The sequence below is a fragment of the Brevibacillus formosus genome, assembly GCF_003013405.1.
Lineage (GTDB): Bacteria > Bacillota > Bacilli > Brevibacillales > Brevibacillaceae > Brevibacillus > Brevibacillus formosus.
This window is the reverse complement of sequence record NZ_PXZL01000039.1, coordinates 1-16,638: the sequence shown is the minus strand read 5'-3', so window position 1 is coordinate 16,638 and position 16,638 is coordinate 1. Positions and strand designations below refer to the sequence as shown.

The window sequence follows — 16,638 nt, the reverse complement described above, 5'->3', positions numbered from 1 at the left end:
GGAGCGGACAGTCTCAACCCTCAGCAGGACGGAGCCTGGAGCCTAGACTGGAAATATTCTTCTCTCCACCGTAGCCACATAAAAAAAGACCTCTGTCCTAAAACAAAGGTCTTCCCCATCGAAAACATTATTCACCTAAATCAACGTTATGGTACACCTGCTGCACATCGTCCAAGTCTTCCAAAGCATCGATCAGCTTTTCGAATTGAGCTTGTACATCTTCTGTCAGCGTTACTTCGTTTTGCGGCAGCATGGTCAGTTCAGCTACGGTAAACTCTGTGACGCCGCCGTTTTTGAGTGCTTCTTGTACAGCGTGGAATTGTTCGGCATCTGCGTAAACAATGACAGCACCGTCTTCTTCCAAAATGTCACGCACGTCTACGTCCGCTTCCATCAAGATTTCCAGCACTTCATCAGAGGATTTGCCTTCCAAGCCAAATACCGCTGTTGGGTCAAACATATAAGCAACAGAACCGGATACGCCCATGTTACCGCCGTTTTTGTTGAAAGCGGCACGAACCTCAGGAGCTGTGCGGTTTACGTTGTTGGTCAGTGCATCCACGATGATCATGGAACCGTTTGGCCCAAAGCCTTCATAGCGCAGCTCGCTAAAGGTTTCATCAGAGCCGCCTTTTGCTTTATCAATCGCGCGGTCGATAATCGCTTTCGGTACGCTGTACGTTTTGGCACGCTCCAGGACGACCTTCAGAGCACGGTTGGACTCTGGGTCCGGCTCGCCTTGCTTTGCCGCTACGTAAATTTCCTTCCCGAACTTCGCGTAAATACGACTGGTGCTCGCGTCTTTAGAAGCTTTCTTCTCTTTAATATTGTTCCACTTACGACCCATAATCCCACTCTCTTTCAATATGACAGATTAAATATGAATACTCCGGATTCCTTTTACACACTAGCCTATTATACCTCAATCATATGAAATATGTTAAGCAGTGGAAGAATTTAAAAGCACAGCCCCTGATTAGGAGAGCTGTGCTTTGCTTTTACGAAGCTTATTTCTTGGTCAATCCTTCGTAAATCGTCTTGATATTCCACTCCATCATTTTGATGTACGTATCACCATCTTCCCCCGGCTTTCCGAGAGAGTCCGTAAATACTTTACCGACAATCGGTACACCCGTTTCATTCGATACCATCTCCATGCTGCGTGGATCGATGCTCGTTTCTACAAACAGAGCCGGGATTTTTTTCGCGCGGATCGTATCCACTACCTGCGTGACCTGCTCTGGTGTTCCTTGGTTCTCCGAGTTGATTTCCCAAATGTATGCCGCTTCAAAATCGTACGCTTCGCTGAAATATTTGAACGCGCCCTCGCTCGTCACAAGCAAACGCTGTTCTTTCGGAATCTGGTTGTATTGCTTCACCGCTTCCTCGTGCAGAGCAGTCAGCTGTTCGATGTACTTCTTGGCGTTTTGCTCATACGTTTCCTTGTGCGCTGGGTCCACCTTGATCAAGGCATTTTTTGCATTCTCCGCATACTTGATGCCATTGCGTACATCCAGCCAAGCGTGGGGGTCTTCTTCGCTCTCTTTGCCTTTGGTCGTCAAGTGCTTGGCTGCTACGCCCTCACTGAGTCGGAAAACAGGTGCGTCTGGACCTGTTTTGCCTGCTGTGGTCATCAGTTTATCGAACCAGGAGTTACCTGCTTCCAAATTCAGTCCGTTGTAGAAAACCGCGTCTGCATCCGTCGTTTTTTGCACATCAGCAGGCAATGGATCATATTCATGCGGATTGGAGCCAATTGGAGCGAGACTATGGATCTCTACCCGATCTCCCCCAACGTTTTTCACGATGTCATACAGGATGGAATACGTAGTTACTACCTGGAGCTTGTCACTATCTGACTTCGTGGGCTCGTTCGCAACTTGCGGAGCACCACACGCTGCCATCAACACAGTTGATATAAGAAAAACGAAAAACAGATTCCACTTTTTCATGACGATAATTCTCCTTTACTTTAAGAGCTCGACTCGTTTTTGCCGGGCTCGGATTGATTTCCATACTACCCCGTGTTTTCGGGAGAAGAGAAAGGCCAAGAAGAATAACACAGTTGCAACGACGACAATCGTGGCACCAGAGGCCAAATTATAAGTAAAGCTAAAATAAAGGCCGATAACCGAAGACAGCATCCCAAAACCGCCAGCCAAGAAGATCATGATCGACAAACGGTCTGTCAAAAGATAGGCAGTAGCAGCCGGTGTAATCAGCATGGCGACGACGAGCACGATTCCTACGGTTTGCAAGGAAGCGACAGTTACCATCGTCAACAAGGTCATCAGCAAGTAATGAATGAGGTTGTTACGCAAGCCGTAGGCAGCCGCAATGGTCGGATCGAACGAAGTCAGTAACAGTTCTTTGAAGAAAGCGTAGACTGTCACGATGACGATGACCCCGATGCCAACTGTCACCCACATGTCTGACGAACGCACAGCCAATACATTCCCGAACAAAATGTGATAAAGATCCGTACTGCTTTTCAGCATCGTAACCATGATGATTCCGATTGCAAAGGCGGACGTGAACAAAATTCCAATCGCCGTGTCGTTCTTGATGCGGCTATTTTGGCTCACGAAGCCAATTCCAACAGCGGTGAGCACGCCTGTTAAAACAGCACCCACGAAGAAATTGATTCCAAAAGCATAGGAGAGGGCCACCCCGGGTAAAACAGCGTGTGAGATGGCATCCCCCATCAAGGACATTCCACGCAAGATGATAAAGCTACCGATGACTCCGCAAATTAACCCAACCACTACAGATGTAAACAATGCTTTTTGCAAAAACTCATACTGTCCAATTGCCATCAAGAAATCCATTATGCAAGCACCTCGGTCTTTTCGAGAAATGGTAGTTGATAGGAATATGCTCTCGACATGACTTCTCGATTCAGCACTTCATCGACCGTACCGAACTTGATCAATTCTTTGTTCATTAAAAGGAGCTGATCAAAATACGCATATGCTTTGGACAAGTCATGATGGACGACCACAATGGTTTTATCCTGAAATTGCAGCTCTTTCAAAATACGAATGATGGTGTCCTCGCTCGCCACATCAATCCCTACAAACGGCTCGTCCAGAAGCAGCAGCTCCGGTTTTTGCGCAAGTGCCCTTGCCAGGAAGACACGCTGTTGCTGCCCGCCGGAGAGCTCCCCAATCTGCCTGTCGCGGAAATCCTCCAGCCCTACCTTTCTCAGGCATTCTAACGCCCATGCTTTTTCCTTTTTCTTCGGAAATTTAAACAGCCCAACACTTGGATATGTCCCGATCAGTACGGTGTCCATAACGGTGATCGGAAACGTCCAATCAATCATGCTCCGCTGTGGTACATAGGCGATTTTTTTCCGGAATTCATTTGTCTCTTTGCCAAAAATCCGCACATTCCCCTTATCTCTCGGAATGAGATCCAAGAGCGCTTTGATCAGGGTTGACTTCCCTGCCCCGTTAGGACCGATGATTCCAACCATGCTCCCTAACTCAACATCAAACGAGACATCCCGAACAACTTCGTTCCCAAAATAAGAGACATGCAGGTCCCTTACTGCAATAGCAGAATCCATGATTTTTCCCTCCAAATAATAGCCCGTTATATAATCCCGCCCAAAAACCAATGGTGAAACGGGTAATTCCTACACGCACTTATGCCTGCACACAACAATGTAGTCTTGTACCAATAATATTCACCGAATCAAACTAATATGCTCGTGTATAAAAAAGTTGCCCTAATGCAAAATTAAATGATTTCCATTCTCATGTCAATATCTTCTTTTTTCTGAAATACAAAAAAAGTGCAGCCTTTTGTTTAAAAGAGCCAGCACTTCCAAGATGTTCCTATTCCGTTCATATGTAAATGCTTTTTTTCTATAAAAATAAATAAACATATGTGAAACAACAATAGTTATGTTAATATGAACATTATCTGCTTATTAAAAATCTAAAAATTGAAAACTAACTAAAAATATAGAGAGGTGGATCGTATGCAGGATCAAAAATTGGAGAGAGGTCTAAAAAACAGACACGTACAGCTCATCGCAATCGGCGGAGCAATCGGAACAGGATTATTTTTGGGCGCAGGAAAATCGATTCATTTGGCCGGCCCATCCATCCTATTTGCTTACTTGATTACGGGCATTATCTGCTTTTTAATCATGCGCTCACTCGGAGAGCTCCTCTTGAGCAATTTGAACTACCATTCTTTCGTGGACTTCGTCAAAGACTATTTGGGGAATATGGCCGCATTTGTCACGGGCTGGACTTACTGGTTTTGCTGGATTTCCATCGCCATGGCCGACCTGACAGCTGTTGGTCTGTATACGCAATACTGGTTTCCGGAAATACCGCAGTGGATGCCAGGATTAATCGCCCTCGTGATTTTGTTAATCATGAACCTGGCGACAGTGAAGCTTTTTGGAGAAATGGAATTTTGGTTCGCGCTCGTTAAGGTCATCGCGATTCTCGCCCTGATTTTTGTCGGCATTTTCATGATCATCAAGGGCTTTTCTACGAATGCAGGTGCGTCCAGCTTCACGAATCTCTGGAGTCATGGCGGCATGTTCCCGAACGGCTTCAATGGGTTCCTTCTCTCCTTCCAGATGGTCGTGTTCGCATTTGTTGGGATCGAGCTCGTCGGTCTGACAGCCGGTGAGACAGAAGACCCAAAAAGAGTCATTCCAAAAGCGATTAACCAAATCCCGATTCGGATTTTGATTTTCTACGTTGGCGCACTCATCGTCATCATGAGCATTTATCCTTGGAACGCGATCAACCCGTTGGAGAGTCCATTCGTGCAGGTCTTCGCAGCGATTGGCATTGCAGCCGCTGCCGGAATCGTCAACTTCGTCGTACTGACATCCGCCGCTTCCGCATGTAACAGCGCCATTTTTAGTACAAGCCGGATGGTTTACTCCCTTGCCAAAGAAAAGAATGCACCTGTGCCCCTTACCAAACTGACTGCCAACAAGGTCCCGGCAAATGCACTATTCTTTTCGACAGTTGTTATCCTTATCGCCGTTGTATTGAATTACGTCATGCCAGAGGGCGTGTTTACACTGATCACAAGTGTTTCGACCGTCTGTTTTATCTTTATTTGGGGAATCACCGTCATCTGTCATTTGAAATATCGCAAAACGAGACCAGATTTAGCAAAAGCGAATTCATTTAAAATGCCGCTCTATCCTTTTGCCAATTATCTGATCCTGGCATTCCTTGCCTTCATCCTGGTCGTGCTGGCACTTGCGGATGATACACGCGTCGCCTTGTTCATCACACCTGTGTGGTTTATTTTACTCGTTGCGATTTACAAACTGCGGAAAACCAAGACAAATGAAATAGAGGTAGCAGAACACTAGGCAGCGCCTCCTGTTTTCACTTTCAACAACGGTGAAAATGGGAGGTGCTTTATTTTGGAATGTCCTCGCGATGCTCCCCTTCAAATACCCCTTCGATCACAAGACCCTTCTTGTACTTGAGATAGTACATAAACGGAAAATAGGAGACAAAACCAAACAGTAATGCACCCAAGCCATACAGCAGCGGTACGGAAAGCACGTGCAATATTCCCGCTGTCCATCCCTTCACCTGCAAACTGAAAATCAAAGCTTCCGAAGCACTAAACTGTCCCATTACGAGCAATAATAGAAAACGGATGACCCCATCCAAACCCCCGATCGAAACCCCAGCTCCCACGCAAAGCTTCAGATAGGACGATATTTTTATGTATTTGACTTTTACTCTCGTCATACACTGCACCCTCTCCATCAAAATTTTTTCTAAAAGAAAACTAGCTTCCTTCTCCTTCGATGTGTACGATATGTAAAAAACCAAATCCAGCATGAGGTGATAGTAAACATGACACAGCAGCATTCGTCCTTTGCAAGACCTCCACTCGCAGATTGCATTCCTGATCTCGTTGCCTTTTCCAGAGGGGAGAAAAAAGCGACCCTCTTCATCCATAACGGCACTCTCGTCAATGTTCTCTCCGGTGAAATCTTGCCGAATATGTCTATCGCTGTCGTTGGCACCCGTATTGCCTATGTCGGTCCTTTTGTAGAAGGGATGACGGGTGAATCCACCAAGATCATAGATGCAAAAGGAAAGTATATGGCACCGGGACTGTTGGACGGGCACTGTCATATCGAAAGCAGCATGCTGTCCGTGACGCAGTTCGCCAATGCGGTGCTGCCGCTCGGAACGACAGGCGGTTTTTTCGATGCGCATGAGATCTCGAATGTTCTTGGTCTTCCTGGTTTGCGGATCATGCTGGATGAGGCGAGACAAACACCAATGGCTGCTTACATGCAGGTCGCTTCCTGCGTCCCTTCAACGGATGCTTCTTTTGAAACGGCCGGGGCAGAATTCGGACCAGCGGAGGTCGCGGAAGCATTGAGCTGGGGACCAGATATGATCGCGCTCGGAGAAGTCATGAATTTCCCTGGTGTCGTGTACGGAGACCCGAAAATGATTGGAGAGATTCAAGCGACGCTGCGGGCAGGAAAAGTAGTGGACGGTCACTATACATGGCCGTCAAGTGATCCGCGTCTGGCTGCTTATGCAGCTGCGGGTGTAACCGGCGACCATGAGTGTGTGACCAGCGAAGATGTCGCACAGCGCGTACGCCTCGGCATGTATGCCAAAATGCGCCGCGGCTCAGCCTGGCACGATGTTGCAGCAACGATCAAAGCACACACCGAACAGGGCATTGACTCCCGCCGGATGATGCTCGTGTCCGATGACCGCATCTGTGACTCGTTGAAAGAAGAAGGTCATATGAACTTCATCGTCAGACATGCGATCTCGCAAGGGGTGAGGCCCGTTACTGCCTTCCAAATGGCGACCATCAATACAGCAGAGCGATTCGGTGTCGCAAGGGATGTAGGCTCGATCGCACCGGGTATCATCGCCGATATCATTTTGCTCGACGGAAATCTGGCTGATGTAAATGTCGTGATGACGATCGCACGCGGTGAAGTAGTGGCGGAAAACGGTGAAATGACGCTCGAACTCCCTCCGTTCCCTTACCCTGAGTTTGCCGTCAACTCGGTGAAAATCAAGGCTGAGCTCACACCATCTGACTTCATCATCAAGACCCCTGTTCCGTCCGGGACGATCCAGACGCGCGTGGCAGTTGTCCGCGAAAATCACGTAGAGACGGACGAAGTGTTTGTCGATGTAGCTGTCGCAAATGGTGAGCTACAGATTACGCCCGAGAGCTCGTTGTGCAAAATGGCTGTTTTCGAACGCCATGGGAAAACAGGCGGCTCTGGCATCGGGATTGTCGGCAATGTCGGATTTAACCAGCCAGCAGCAATTGCCATGACTGTCGCCCACGACTGCCATAACGTGCTTGTCATTGGAAACGATGATGAGCGGATGGCACAAGCAGCCAATGCTGTGATCCGCATGCAAGGCGGTATCGCTGTCGTGACAGGAGACGGCGAAATTGTGGAGCTTCCGTTGCGTTTAGCTGGACTGATGTCGACCGAGCCTTATGAAACAGTTGTGCAGCAATCCATGGAGATTAGCCAAGCATTGGTGAAGGCTGGCTGCACGATGAACTACGCCTTTATGACATTGTCTTTGCTTGCTCTGGTCGTCATACCGACATTGCATATATCGGATACGGGCTTGATTCGCATTTCAGATGCAGGATTTGAGCGAGTATCACTCTTTGTTGAATAACGATGACATCCCCTCTTTTGCGAATGAGCAGAAGAGGGTTTTCTCTTTTCGCTACCCTATTCTTCAACTAACTGAACCACTTTGCATAATTGATAGAAATAGAAAACCCCACGCATTTGTACGAGATTCATCTGATCCAGATAGCGCAGCGTTTCCAAAGCAATATTTCGCGCCTCTTTTACATCCTCTTCATTCATGTTCGCGATGGCTTCCTTTAGCTCCACAACCGATAAAGAATAGACAGCAGGTCGCAGCGTACGAAGCAGCATGATTTTGCGGATTTGCGAGCGATTGAAGAGACGGTAGCCATTTTTCTCATCGCGGGAAGTCGTAATGAGTCCAACCTTTTCCCAGTGACGGATGGTTGAGCTGGGCAGTGAAGTCATGGCTGCTACCTCCCCAATCGTCATCCATTCGTTGTTTTCTGCTTCCTCACCCTTTCCTGCAGGGCCGTCTTCAAGCATCGCCACGTTTCGCTCGGCTAACTGCTTGTCCCGCTGCAAATTAGCCTGTACCTCATTCACAAGCCACAGAGCAGCCTGCAACTGTCTATCCTGGATCAGCCGCATCACCTGCGCGGTCACATCCATCCCAAAACCAGGAGACATGGCTTGAATACAGGTAAAATAAGCGACGTGTTCCTCCGTATACTTCCGGTAGCCGCTCGCTGACCGCTCTACAGGCGGAACCAACCCATGCGCTTCATAATTGCGCAATGCGCTCGTGCTCAGCTTCAGCTTGCGTGCAATATCAATAGGGCGTATGGCAGACAGCCTCCTAACCGATTTTCTTCCACAAAGATTAAAGTTCAGTTGTAAGGTTATTTCAATTTCAATGTACTTTATTCCTTTTATTTTGGAGAAACCTTAGAATTCGCACCAATGTTGTAAGATGAATGTGACAAGTGGAAGGAGGCGCATGAACCCATGCACAAAGCTGAATTCGAAAGGCAACTGACAACACTCATTCAAAAGGGCTATCCTGAAATGGCGGGCATGACAGCAGATGAGTTTAGGGAAAATCTGGCCCCGCTGCAACCACTGGCAGAAGCTCTACCCATTCAAGAAGACGACCAGCAAGAGGGCCTCGTCCCCTTTGTTCTCGTGGTGAAAGGTGATTGGTTCGACGGAGAAAAAGCGATGCAAGCCATCGAGCGGCAAAAGAAAGCTGGCTTCAGTGTCATGGATGCAGAAGAAATCCGGCGGTTTACACCTATCGAGGGCATTGAGATTCCTACAGGAATGGCTTACCTGATGACCGGAATTGATACGGGAAAAGAGACGCTGAACGTCACTCCGAATGACGCGATGCCTATCCTCATGGAGCAACAGCGTTCTCCACTCACGCTGGAGGAAGGAATTGCCCTCATCACTCACTTCCCGGATCGGGTAAAGAAAAACAATGGCTTTTCTCTGCTCGGCTCTCGTTGTGGCGACCGACGTGTAACGGCCATGTGGATCAGCGAAAATAAACCGAAGCTAGGCTGGTGCTGGGCTGGCAATCCACATACGTGGCTCGGGTCGGCTTCCTGCCAAGCTCGTTTGGACGAAAAAAAACCTTGATTTCACATTCAATATACATAAGCAGGATTAGACAATAAAATTAAAAGCCTGTATCTACGTTTACCAATTAATTGTAGATACAGGCTCTTTTCTAGGCATTTATCACGTGAGAAGTGATTTAAGGGATTCAAATTTGCATTTCATCCAAAAGCTATCTATATAAAGTCTATAGGTTGTATCATGTTTATGATAGAACTTTAAAATAAAGGTAATGGAACGAGGGTACATCATTTATGTACAGAGTGGCTATTTGCGATGATGAGGAGAAACATAGAGAGTTTGTTAAAAGCATTCTAATTACATTGTCGATAAAGACAAATATTGAATTTGTAATTGAATCATTCGACTCGGGAGAGCAGTTGGTATCCTATTATGAGCGCCATGAAATTCCATTTCATATTTTAATTTTGGACATTGAAATGGGTGGAATGAACGGAATTCAAACAGCCCGAACAATAAGAGGGTTAAATAACCTGGATGAACAAATTATTTTTCTGACAAGTTACCCCCAATATATGGTGGAAAGCTTTGACGTCATGACATTCCAGTACTTGATAAAACCTATTGCACCTTCGATCTTGGAGGAGAAAATCATCAAGCTACACCAATACTTTCAAGCACTTGATAAAAAGTATATGGTCATCAAGTCAGGCTATGAAGAAGTCGTATTAAAATATGATGAACTTATTAGTATTGAAGCTGCCAAAAGCTTAACCATAAAAAGCAAGCTTCATTTTACGACCACGAATCAAACCTATGAAAGCAAAGGCATCATTTCTGATTATGCTCTGGCCTTAAAGGATTGTAACTTCATACAAATCCATCGTTCTATTATTATTAATCTGCTACATGTGAAGAAATTTGCTAGCGGAGTGGTTCTCATGTCCAATGGGAAGGAATTGCCTATAGGCCGTTCTAAAATGAAAGAGGTAAAAGATACTTACACCAAATTTATGATTATGAAGGTCGATTGATATGATTCAAAATAATTTTCCGATTGTCTTTTGCATTATACTTCTGATGGGTTTGCAAGTTAATTTTTTCTTCAATTCGGTTTTTGACAAATCAGCTAAAAAACAAAACCGATTCATTTACTTCATTATCTTTGGGTTGCTCGATTACCTATATTTGGTTATACCAGCCTCTCTTATTTTATCTTCGATTCTTTCTTTTCTTGTGATATTTAGTTTTGCGCAATCTTATACAGTAGAATTTAAAACGAAGTTTACTTTTTCTATGCTTTACTGTGTTTTAGTATCTCTCTCTTATTTTATATCGCTCTATTTATTTTATTCCCTAGATTCAGTTGACTTTAGCTTTAACCCTATAAATGAACAAGATCAAATAGCTAATACGAAAGCTATTTTACTCGGTTCCATGATCATGTTTGCGATCATTCAGATCATACGACTACTTGCAAAACGTAGAAGCTTCTCTTTGGATAATCGTTACTACGTATTATTCTTGGTTATTCCTGTCGTAAGTATATACCAGCTGAGTATTCTAACTTATAAGGACGTTTATTCTTTCATTTCCGTCATTGGATTTCTTCTCTTAAATATTATCATTTTCTATATTTTTGATAATATCGTTGATAAATTTCAATTTATGCATGAGAATTCGCAATTGCAACATCAAATGGACTATCAAGATGCGAATTACGAAAAAACAGTTCACAGCTTCAAATCGATTAAACGAATCATTCATGATACGAACCAACAGCTTTTGTATATCGAAGAATGTATTAAGCGAAATGAGTTAGAAGCGGCAATGGAACATATCAAGACTACTTTAAATAAAGTCGAAGGAGCCTATCATCGTGTTAATACGGGGAATCTGGCTATAGATGCCCTTGTCACAAATACACTTAATATCGGACAAGCCAATGGTATAAGAATAGATACGAAGATTAACCTATATTCACAGGAAGTAAATATTGACCGTTATGACTTATGTGTAGCCCTAGGAAATATGCTAGATAACGCAATTGAAGCATCTAAACGAGTAAAAATTGCAGAAGATAGGTACATTCTAATCAAAATATATTCTACCGAGTCTACCCTTCTCATTCACATCTTGAATCATATGGAGAATGAAGTTGCCTATTTGCACAGCCAAAAATCAAACGCGGAATTTCATGGTATTGGATTAACAAACATAGCTAGAATCTGTGACAAGTATGGTGGTCATATGACCATAGAAACGAAACATAAAGAATTTAACAATATGGTCCTGCTTCCATATTAAAGCAACAATCCTTAGACAACATGTTGTTTAGGGATTGTTTTTTTCGTTTCAGGGTCATTTTTATTCTAGCAGACCTTTTCCTCGTATGATCATTTCAGCAAGTACAATACAGCAAGAATTACGAGGAGGAATGAATAATGAAGAAGGTGGTTTCTGTATTCATGAGCGCTATTCTTATGGCAATACCGGTCACCCCTGCTTTTGCTCTAACGAATCCTGATACTGTAGAAGAAAAGGCACAGGAGCAGGCTTCAAAGATCGTATCCGAATATGGTGCAAGTGGATTGCAATATGCAATTAGGGATCATGGATCCATTGTCTTATCAGGCAGTGCTGGTGTATACGATAAAGCGACCAAAAGTCCGATCACCGAAGACACGATGTTTGGAATCGGCTCGGTAAGTAAAATGTACGTGACTGCTGCAACGATGGTGCTGGCTGATTCTAAAAAAATTGATATTGATAAGCCGCTAACCACGTATATCAAGGACTTTAAAATGGCAGATAAACGATATAAACAGATTACGCCACGTATGTTGATGAATCATTCTTCAGGAATTTACGGTAGTCAATATGGGAATAGTTTTTTATTTGATGATAATGATACGAAAAATCATGATGAATTATTGGTAAGATTACAATCCGAAAGCTTAAAGTCAACCCCCGGCGAGTTTTCGGTATATTGCAACGATGGTTTTCAGCTGCTTGAAATATTGGTTGAACGAGTGAGCGGTTTAAGTTATAGCGAATTTCTTGAAACCTATATTTCTGATCCTCTTCAATTGACCTCTACCAAAACACCACTTGATTCTTTTGATAGAGACAGGCTCATAAAAACTTATTTTCCTGGGTTGGATCAAGCTTTACCCGTTGAGAATATCAATATCATAGGGACAGGTGGTCTTTACTCCACGGCTGAAGAAGTAACTGAATTCGGTGAAGTATTAATCGGGAATCGAACGGATATTTTATCTGAGAAGTCTGCAAAGGCTATGCAAAGTCATGAGTATAGAAAAGGTGTGTGGGTTCCTGAAGAGACGAACTCGATTAACTATGGTCTTGGCTGGGATGCTGTCCGTTTAGCACCGTTTAGTGATTACGGAATAACAGCATTATTTAAAGGTGGAGATACGATTATGTATCACGCTGCTTTGGTTACCTTACCCGAACATGATATTACGATTGCTGTGCTTTCATCGGGAGGCAGTGGTACCTATAATAGTTCATTTGCATCGAATATTTTATTGGAATATCTAAGAGCCAAAGGCATCATTAAAGAAATTCTACCTGAAAAAACATTTGAACCTCCAGTGAAAGTGGACATGCCATCCGATATGCTTGCATACTCTGGGTTATACGGTAGTGTAGGTAAAACGGTAAAACTGGAGATAAAGAACGGAGAGATTCATTTACCTGATCTAGCATTTGGAGGGGTCCCGCCGCAAAAATATGTATATACCGGCAATGGACAGTTCAAAAACAACGATGGGAATGCAACGATAAGCTTTGACCGAGCGAAGAATGGAAAAACCTATTTAAAACTTAACGCATATATAAATACTCCAGGATTAGGTCAATCGTTTTCGGTAACCTATGAATTTCAAAAGTTAGCTTCCAATCCACTAAAAAAGTCAATGAAAACGGTATGGGAACATAGAAATGGAAAAAAATACTACGCTTTAGATGAAAAGATCACTTCAGTGTTGTATCTAAACAATGCGCTTGTGACCAAAGATATATCAGTTGATATCAGCCATGGATACGCCTCAGGCACTAAAATTGTTGACAAGAATAAAGCAGTAAATGTAATTCAAATCCCTGTTGCAAACGGAAGAGACGCTTTTGATTTGAATTTCTATCACGAGAACCAAAAAGAGTATGTAAAGATCAATGGATTATCCTATATTAGTGAAGATGCTATTCCAACCTTTAATGACGGGAAAGATTCTTTATGCGTCATACCATCGGATGGTAAGGCTAGATGGTATAAAATCGATGCAAAATCAGCCAACCGAGTTATGAATGTTGAGACTCCGGTAAGAGGCGGGTTCGCCGTTTATGACAAGAATGGAATGACTGTGAACTTTTCAAAGGCAAGTAACAATCATTCGGTAGTACTGCCTGAAAGTGGGATGATCGTTTTTGGTGGGAATGCGGGTGATATATTTAAAATTAAATTTGATTAATAGATAGATGTAAGCATAAAAGTCCGCATTACCAGCGAGCTTTTTGATTTTGTCCAATGTTCGATTCCCTAGATAAAAAAAGATAGTAGGGATATTCAATCCTTACTATCTTTTTTATGAGTTGTAAAGCTCATTCAAGGTTTTTTCTTTCTTATTCTTTTTCATTCCACGTAACGCCATTTATTTTCAAATGGGCGCGAAACATTTCCAGCATTGAAGGCATTGCCTCTTTTTCCGGCCATGAATCCGTCTTCCACAAGCCTGCCTGTTTAAATGCGCGCGGGCAATGGAGGAAGCACTCCTCTACTTTTACGATCACGCCCATGCCGCTTGTTTTGCCCTTCCATTCTTGCGCGGCGAGCAGCTCTGCATCTTTCGTAATGCGGGCTGATCCGTTAATTCGCAACACTTCTTCCAGACCAGGAATCAGGAAAATCATACCCACCTGCGGATTGGCGATGATATTCAGCAAAGAGTCGACCCGTCTGTTCCCCATTCGCTCCGGAAAAATAATATGGTGATCATCCAGCACTTTGACGAAGCCTGGCTCGTCGCCCCGCGGGGAAACGTCACATCTGCCTGAAGCATCTGCTGTAGACAAGAAAAACAACGGCGACAAGGATACGTAATGAATCACATGTGACTCAACCTGCGCGATGCTTTTTTTCACAACCGCCTCATGCGGTTCTCCTACCAGGCTTTTTAGTTCTTCTGCACTGGTGATGAGATTTTTTACTTCCAACGGATTCCACATAGGTTCTACTCTCCTCTCTCTATGTATATCCTTGCCTTACATCATAAGTCCCTTGTAACGGGAAAATCAATACGAGAAAAAGAGGATGCTGGAATCGCATCCCCTTGTTTTGCCTTACACCATCACTTTGCAAATGTCGTTCGTAAACTCTACCGGGTCTTGAATCGGCAAGCCTTCGATCAAGAGAGCCTGATTGTACAGGAGGGCCGTATACAAATTGACCTTTTCCTTGTCTGTGTCAAATGCACCCTTCAACGACTGGAACACCGCATGGTTCACATTGATCTCCAGCACCTTGTCTGCCTTCACATTCGGATTGTTCGGCATCGCATTCAGGATTTTTTCCATTTCAATCGTAACTTCACCCTCTGTCGACAAGCAGACAGGGTGTGACTTCAAGCGCTTGGAGGCTTTGACAGCTTTGACTTTTCCTTCGAGCAGCGATGCCATATAGTCGAACAGCTCTTTATTGTTCTCATTTTCGGCTTCGGCAGCTTTTTCTTCTTCGCCCGGTTCGATTCCCAAATCCCCGCTCGATACGGATTTGAATTCCTTTTCCTTGTAGTTCATCATCATTTTGATCGCGAACTCATCGACGTCATCTGTGAAGTAGAGGATTTCGTAGCCTTTCTCGGATACGAGCTCTGTTTGCGGCAGCTTCTCGATTCGCTCGATCGACTCGCCAGATGCGTAGTAGATGTACTTTTGATCTTCTGGCATTCTCTCTACGTACTCTTCTAGCGTCACCAGCTTTTTCTCTTTGGAAGAGTAGAACATCAACAGGTCTTGCAGGGTTTCTTTATGCCTTCCGTAGTCGCTGTACATGCCGTATTTCAGCTGTCTGCCAAATGACTTGTAGAACAGCTCGTATTTCTCCCGCTCTGTTTTCAGCATGCTTTGCAGCTGGCTTTTGATTTTGCTCGTGATGTTTTTCGCAATCAGCTTCAATTGACGGTCATGCTGGAGCATCTCACGGGAAATGTTGAGAGACAGGCTCTCGGAGTCAACCATCCCTTTGACAAAGCTGAAGTAGTCTGGAAGCAGGTCCGCGCATTTGTTCATGATTAGAACACCGTTCGCATACAGCTCCAGACCTTTTTCGTATTCCTTCGAGTAGTAATCAAACGGAATGCTCTCCGGGATATACAAAATCGCCTGATAAACAACGGCTCCATCAGCATTGATATGGATGTGCGCCAGCGGCTTGTCGAAGCCGTAATGCTTGCTCGCATAAAACTGCTCGTAATCCTCAGTTGTCAGCTCGCTTTTATTTTTACGCCAAATCGGAACCATGCTGTTCACGATTTGTTCTTCTGTCACTTGTTCGTACTCGTTTTCGCTGCCCTCTTTTGGCTTATGCTGCGTAACGTCCATTTTGATCGGGTAACGAATGAAGTCCGAGTACTTTTTGATAATCGCTTTTAAACGGTACTCTTCCAAAAACTCGTCGTAATTCTCTTCTTCTGTATTCTCCTTGATTTCGAGAATGATTTCGGTCCCGACGGAATCTTTGTGATAAGGCTCGATCGTGTAGCCATCTGCACCACTGGACTCCCATTTGTATCCAGTCTCGCTGCCCAGTGCTTTACTGATGACCGTAACCTTGTCGGCAACCATAAAAGCCGAGTAGAAACCTACGCCGAATTGACCGATGATATTATAGCCATCCTTCGCGTCGTTTTCTTTTTTGAACGCCAAAGAGCCGCTCTTCGCAATGACACCCAGATTATTTTCCAGCTCCTCCTGCGTCATGCCGATCCCGGTATCTGTCAGCGTCAGAGTTCTTGTGTCTTTGTTAACCGCTACTTTGATGTAATAGTTCTCTTTATCGAACACCAATTGATCATCGACGAGCGACTTGTAGTAAATTTTGTCAATCGCGTCACTCGAATTGGAGATCAACTCTCGCAAAAAGATTTCCTTTTGTGTGTAAATAGAATGGATCATCATTTCCAACAGACGTGTAGATTCTGCTTGAAACTGCTTCTTTTCCATGAAATACCCACCTTTCCGGACTTCTTATGTTTCCTTTTTCGATGTTAGCACTCTCACCTCGTGAGTGCTATTCACTATTTTTATAACAGTCTTAGATTTTTCTGTCAATATGATCCATCCGAGGGAATGCTGCTCCCTCTTACCGTTACGAACCACAAGAGCGAAGAAGAGACCCTTGGGTCAAATTGGTCAAGACCCCATTTTGT

The 16,638-nt window shown here is 44.3% G+C and carries 14 protein-coding genes; 6 read left to right on the top strand and 8 right to left on the bottom strand.

Translation table 11 applies throughout. The annotated features are described in order from the left end of the window. Nucleotides 1–127: 127 nt before the first annotated feature. The 4 genes from C7R91_RS27620 to C7R91_RS27605 all read right to left on the bottom strand — a co-directional run bounded on the left by C7R91_RS27620 (nt 128) and on the right by C7R91_RS27605 (nt 3,571). Nucleotides 128–847, bottom strand: coding sequence for a YebC/PmpR family DNA-binding transcriptional regulator (locus tag C7R91_RS27620; RefSeq protein ID WP_047070752.1), 720 nt, complete (start codon nt 845–847; stop codon nt 128–130). 160 nt (nt 848–1,007) lie between these two features. Then, nucleotides 1,008–1,952 carry a metal ABC transporter substrate-binding protein gene (locus C7R91_RS27615; RefSeq protein ID WP_047070750.1) on the bottom strand — a complete coding sequence of 315 codons (945 nt, stop codon included), beginning with the start codon at nt 1,950–1,952 and terminating at the stop codon, nt 1,008–1,010. A 15-nt stretch (nt 1,953–1,967) separates the two neighbouring features. Continuing rightward, complete coding sequence (locus C7R91_RS27610; RefSeq protein ID WP_047070747.1) at nt 1,968–2,828, bottom strand: metal ABC transporter permease; 861 nt, start codon at nt 2,826–2,828, stop codon at nt 1,968–1,970. Then, nucleotides 2,828–3,571 (bottom strand): metal ABC transporter ATP-binding protein, encoded by a 744-nt coding sequence (locus C7R91_RS27605; protein ID WP_047070745.1) that lies wholly within the window; start codon nt 3,569–3,571, stop codon nt 2,828–2,830. The genes C7R91_RS27610 and C7R91_RS27605 overlap by 1 nt, the downstream gene beginning before the upstream one ends. Nucleotides 3,572–3,988: 417 nt before the next feature. Here C7R91_RS27605 and C7R91_RS27600 point away from each other — a divergent pair, with 417 nt between their 5' ends. Further along, nucleotides 3,989–5,359 (top strand): amino acid permease, encoded by a 1,371-nt coding sequence (locus C7R91_RS27600; protein ID WP_047070744.1) that lies wholly within the window; start codon nt 3,989–3,991, stop codon nt 5,357–5,359. 49 nt (nt 5,360–5,408) lie between these two features. On the opposite strand, the gene C7R91_RS27595 is transcribed toward C7R91_RS27600, so the two are convergent. After that, entirely contained in the window at nt 5,409–5,750 is a 342-nt protein-coding gene (locus C7R91_RS27595) for a hypothetical protein (protein ID WP_047070742.1), read from the bottom strand. 108 nt (nt 5,751–5,858) lie between these two features. On the opposite strand from C7R91_RS27595, the gene C7R91_RS27590 reads away from it, so the two are divergent. Further along, entirely contained in the window at nt 5,859–7,688 is a 1,830-nt protein-coding gene (locus C7R91_RS27590) for an adenine deaminase (RefSeq protein WP_047070740.1), read from the top strand. Nucleotides 7,689–7,744: 56 nt separating this feature from the next. Here the strand turns inward: C7R91_RS27590 and C7R91_RS27585 are convergent, their stop codons facing one another. Further along, complete coding sequence (locus tag C7R91_RS27585) at nt 7,745–8,452, bottom strand: MerR family DNA-binding transcriptional regulator (RefSeq protein WP_047070738.1); 708 nt, start codon at nt 8,450–8,452, stop codon at nt 7,745–7,747. Between the two features lie 162 nt (nt 8,453–8,614). Here C7R91_RS27585 and C7R91_RS27580 point away from each other — a divergent pair, with 162 nt between their 5' ends. The 4 genes from C7R91_RS27580 (at nt 8,615) to C7R91_RS27565 (ending at nt 13,683) form a co-directional block, all read left to right on the top strand. Beyond that, nucleotides 8,615–9,250, top strand: a complete 636-nt coding sequence (locus C7R91_RS27580) for a DUF5701 family protein (protein WP_047070736.1) — start codon at nt 8,615–8,617, stop codon at nt 9,248–9,250. Between the two features lie 233 nt (nt 9,251–9,483). After that, nucleotides 9,484–10,224: a LytR/AlgR family response regulator transcription factor gene (locus tag C7R91_RS27575; RefSeq protein WP_047070734.1), complete on the top strand. Its 741-nt coding sequence runs from the start codon at nt 9,484–9,486 to the stop codon at nt 10,222–10,224. Between the two features lies 1 nt (nt 10,225). Next, a complete protein-coding gene (locus C7R91_RS27570; protein WP_047070732.1) occupies nt 10,226–11,497 on the top strand; it encodes a sensor histidine kinase in 1,272 nt (423 codons plus the stop codon). Nucleotides 11,498–11,634: 137 nt separating this feature from the next. After that, the gene (locus tag C7R91_RS27565; RefSeq protein ID WP_047070730.1) at nt 11,635–13,683 is read left to right on the top strand and encodes a serine hydrolase domain-containing protein; all 2,049 of its coding nucleotides are present in this window, start codon (nt 11,635–11,637) and stop codon (nt 13,681–13,683) included. A 151-nt stretch (nt 13,684–13,834) separates the two neighbouring features. On the opposite strand, the gene C7R91_RS27560 is transcribed toward C7R91_RS27565, so the two are convergent. Beyond that, nucleotides 13,835–14,437 (bottom strand): MSMEG_1061 family FMN-dependent PPOX-type flavoprotein, encoded by a 603-nt coding sequence (locus C7R91_RS27560; protein WP_047070728.1) that lies wholly within the window; start codon nt 14,435–14,437, stop codon nt 13,835–13,837. Between the two features lie 114 nt (nt 14,438–14,551). After that, nucleotides 14,552–16,432 carry a molecular chaperone HtpG gene (htpG, locus tag C7R91_RS27555; RefSeq protein ID WP_047070726.1) on the bottom strand — a complete coding sequence of 627 codons (1,881 nt, stop codon included), beginning with the start codon at nt 16,430–16,432 and terminating at the stop codon, nt 14,552–14,554. Nucleotides 16,433–16,638: the final 206 nt, after the last annotated feature.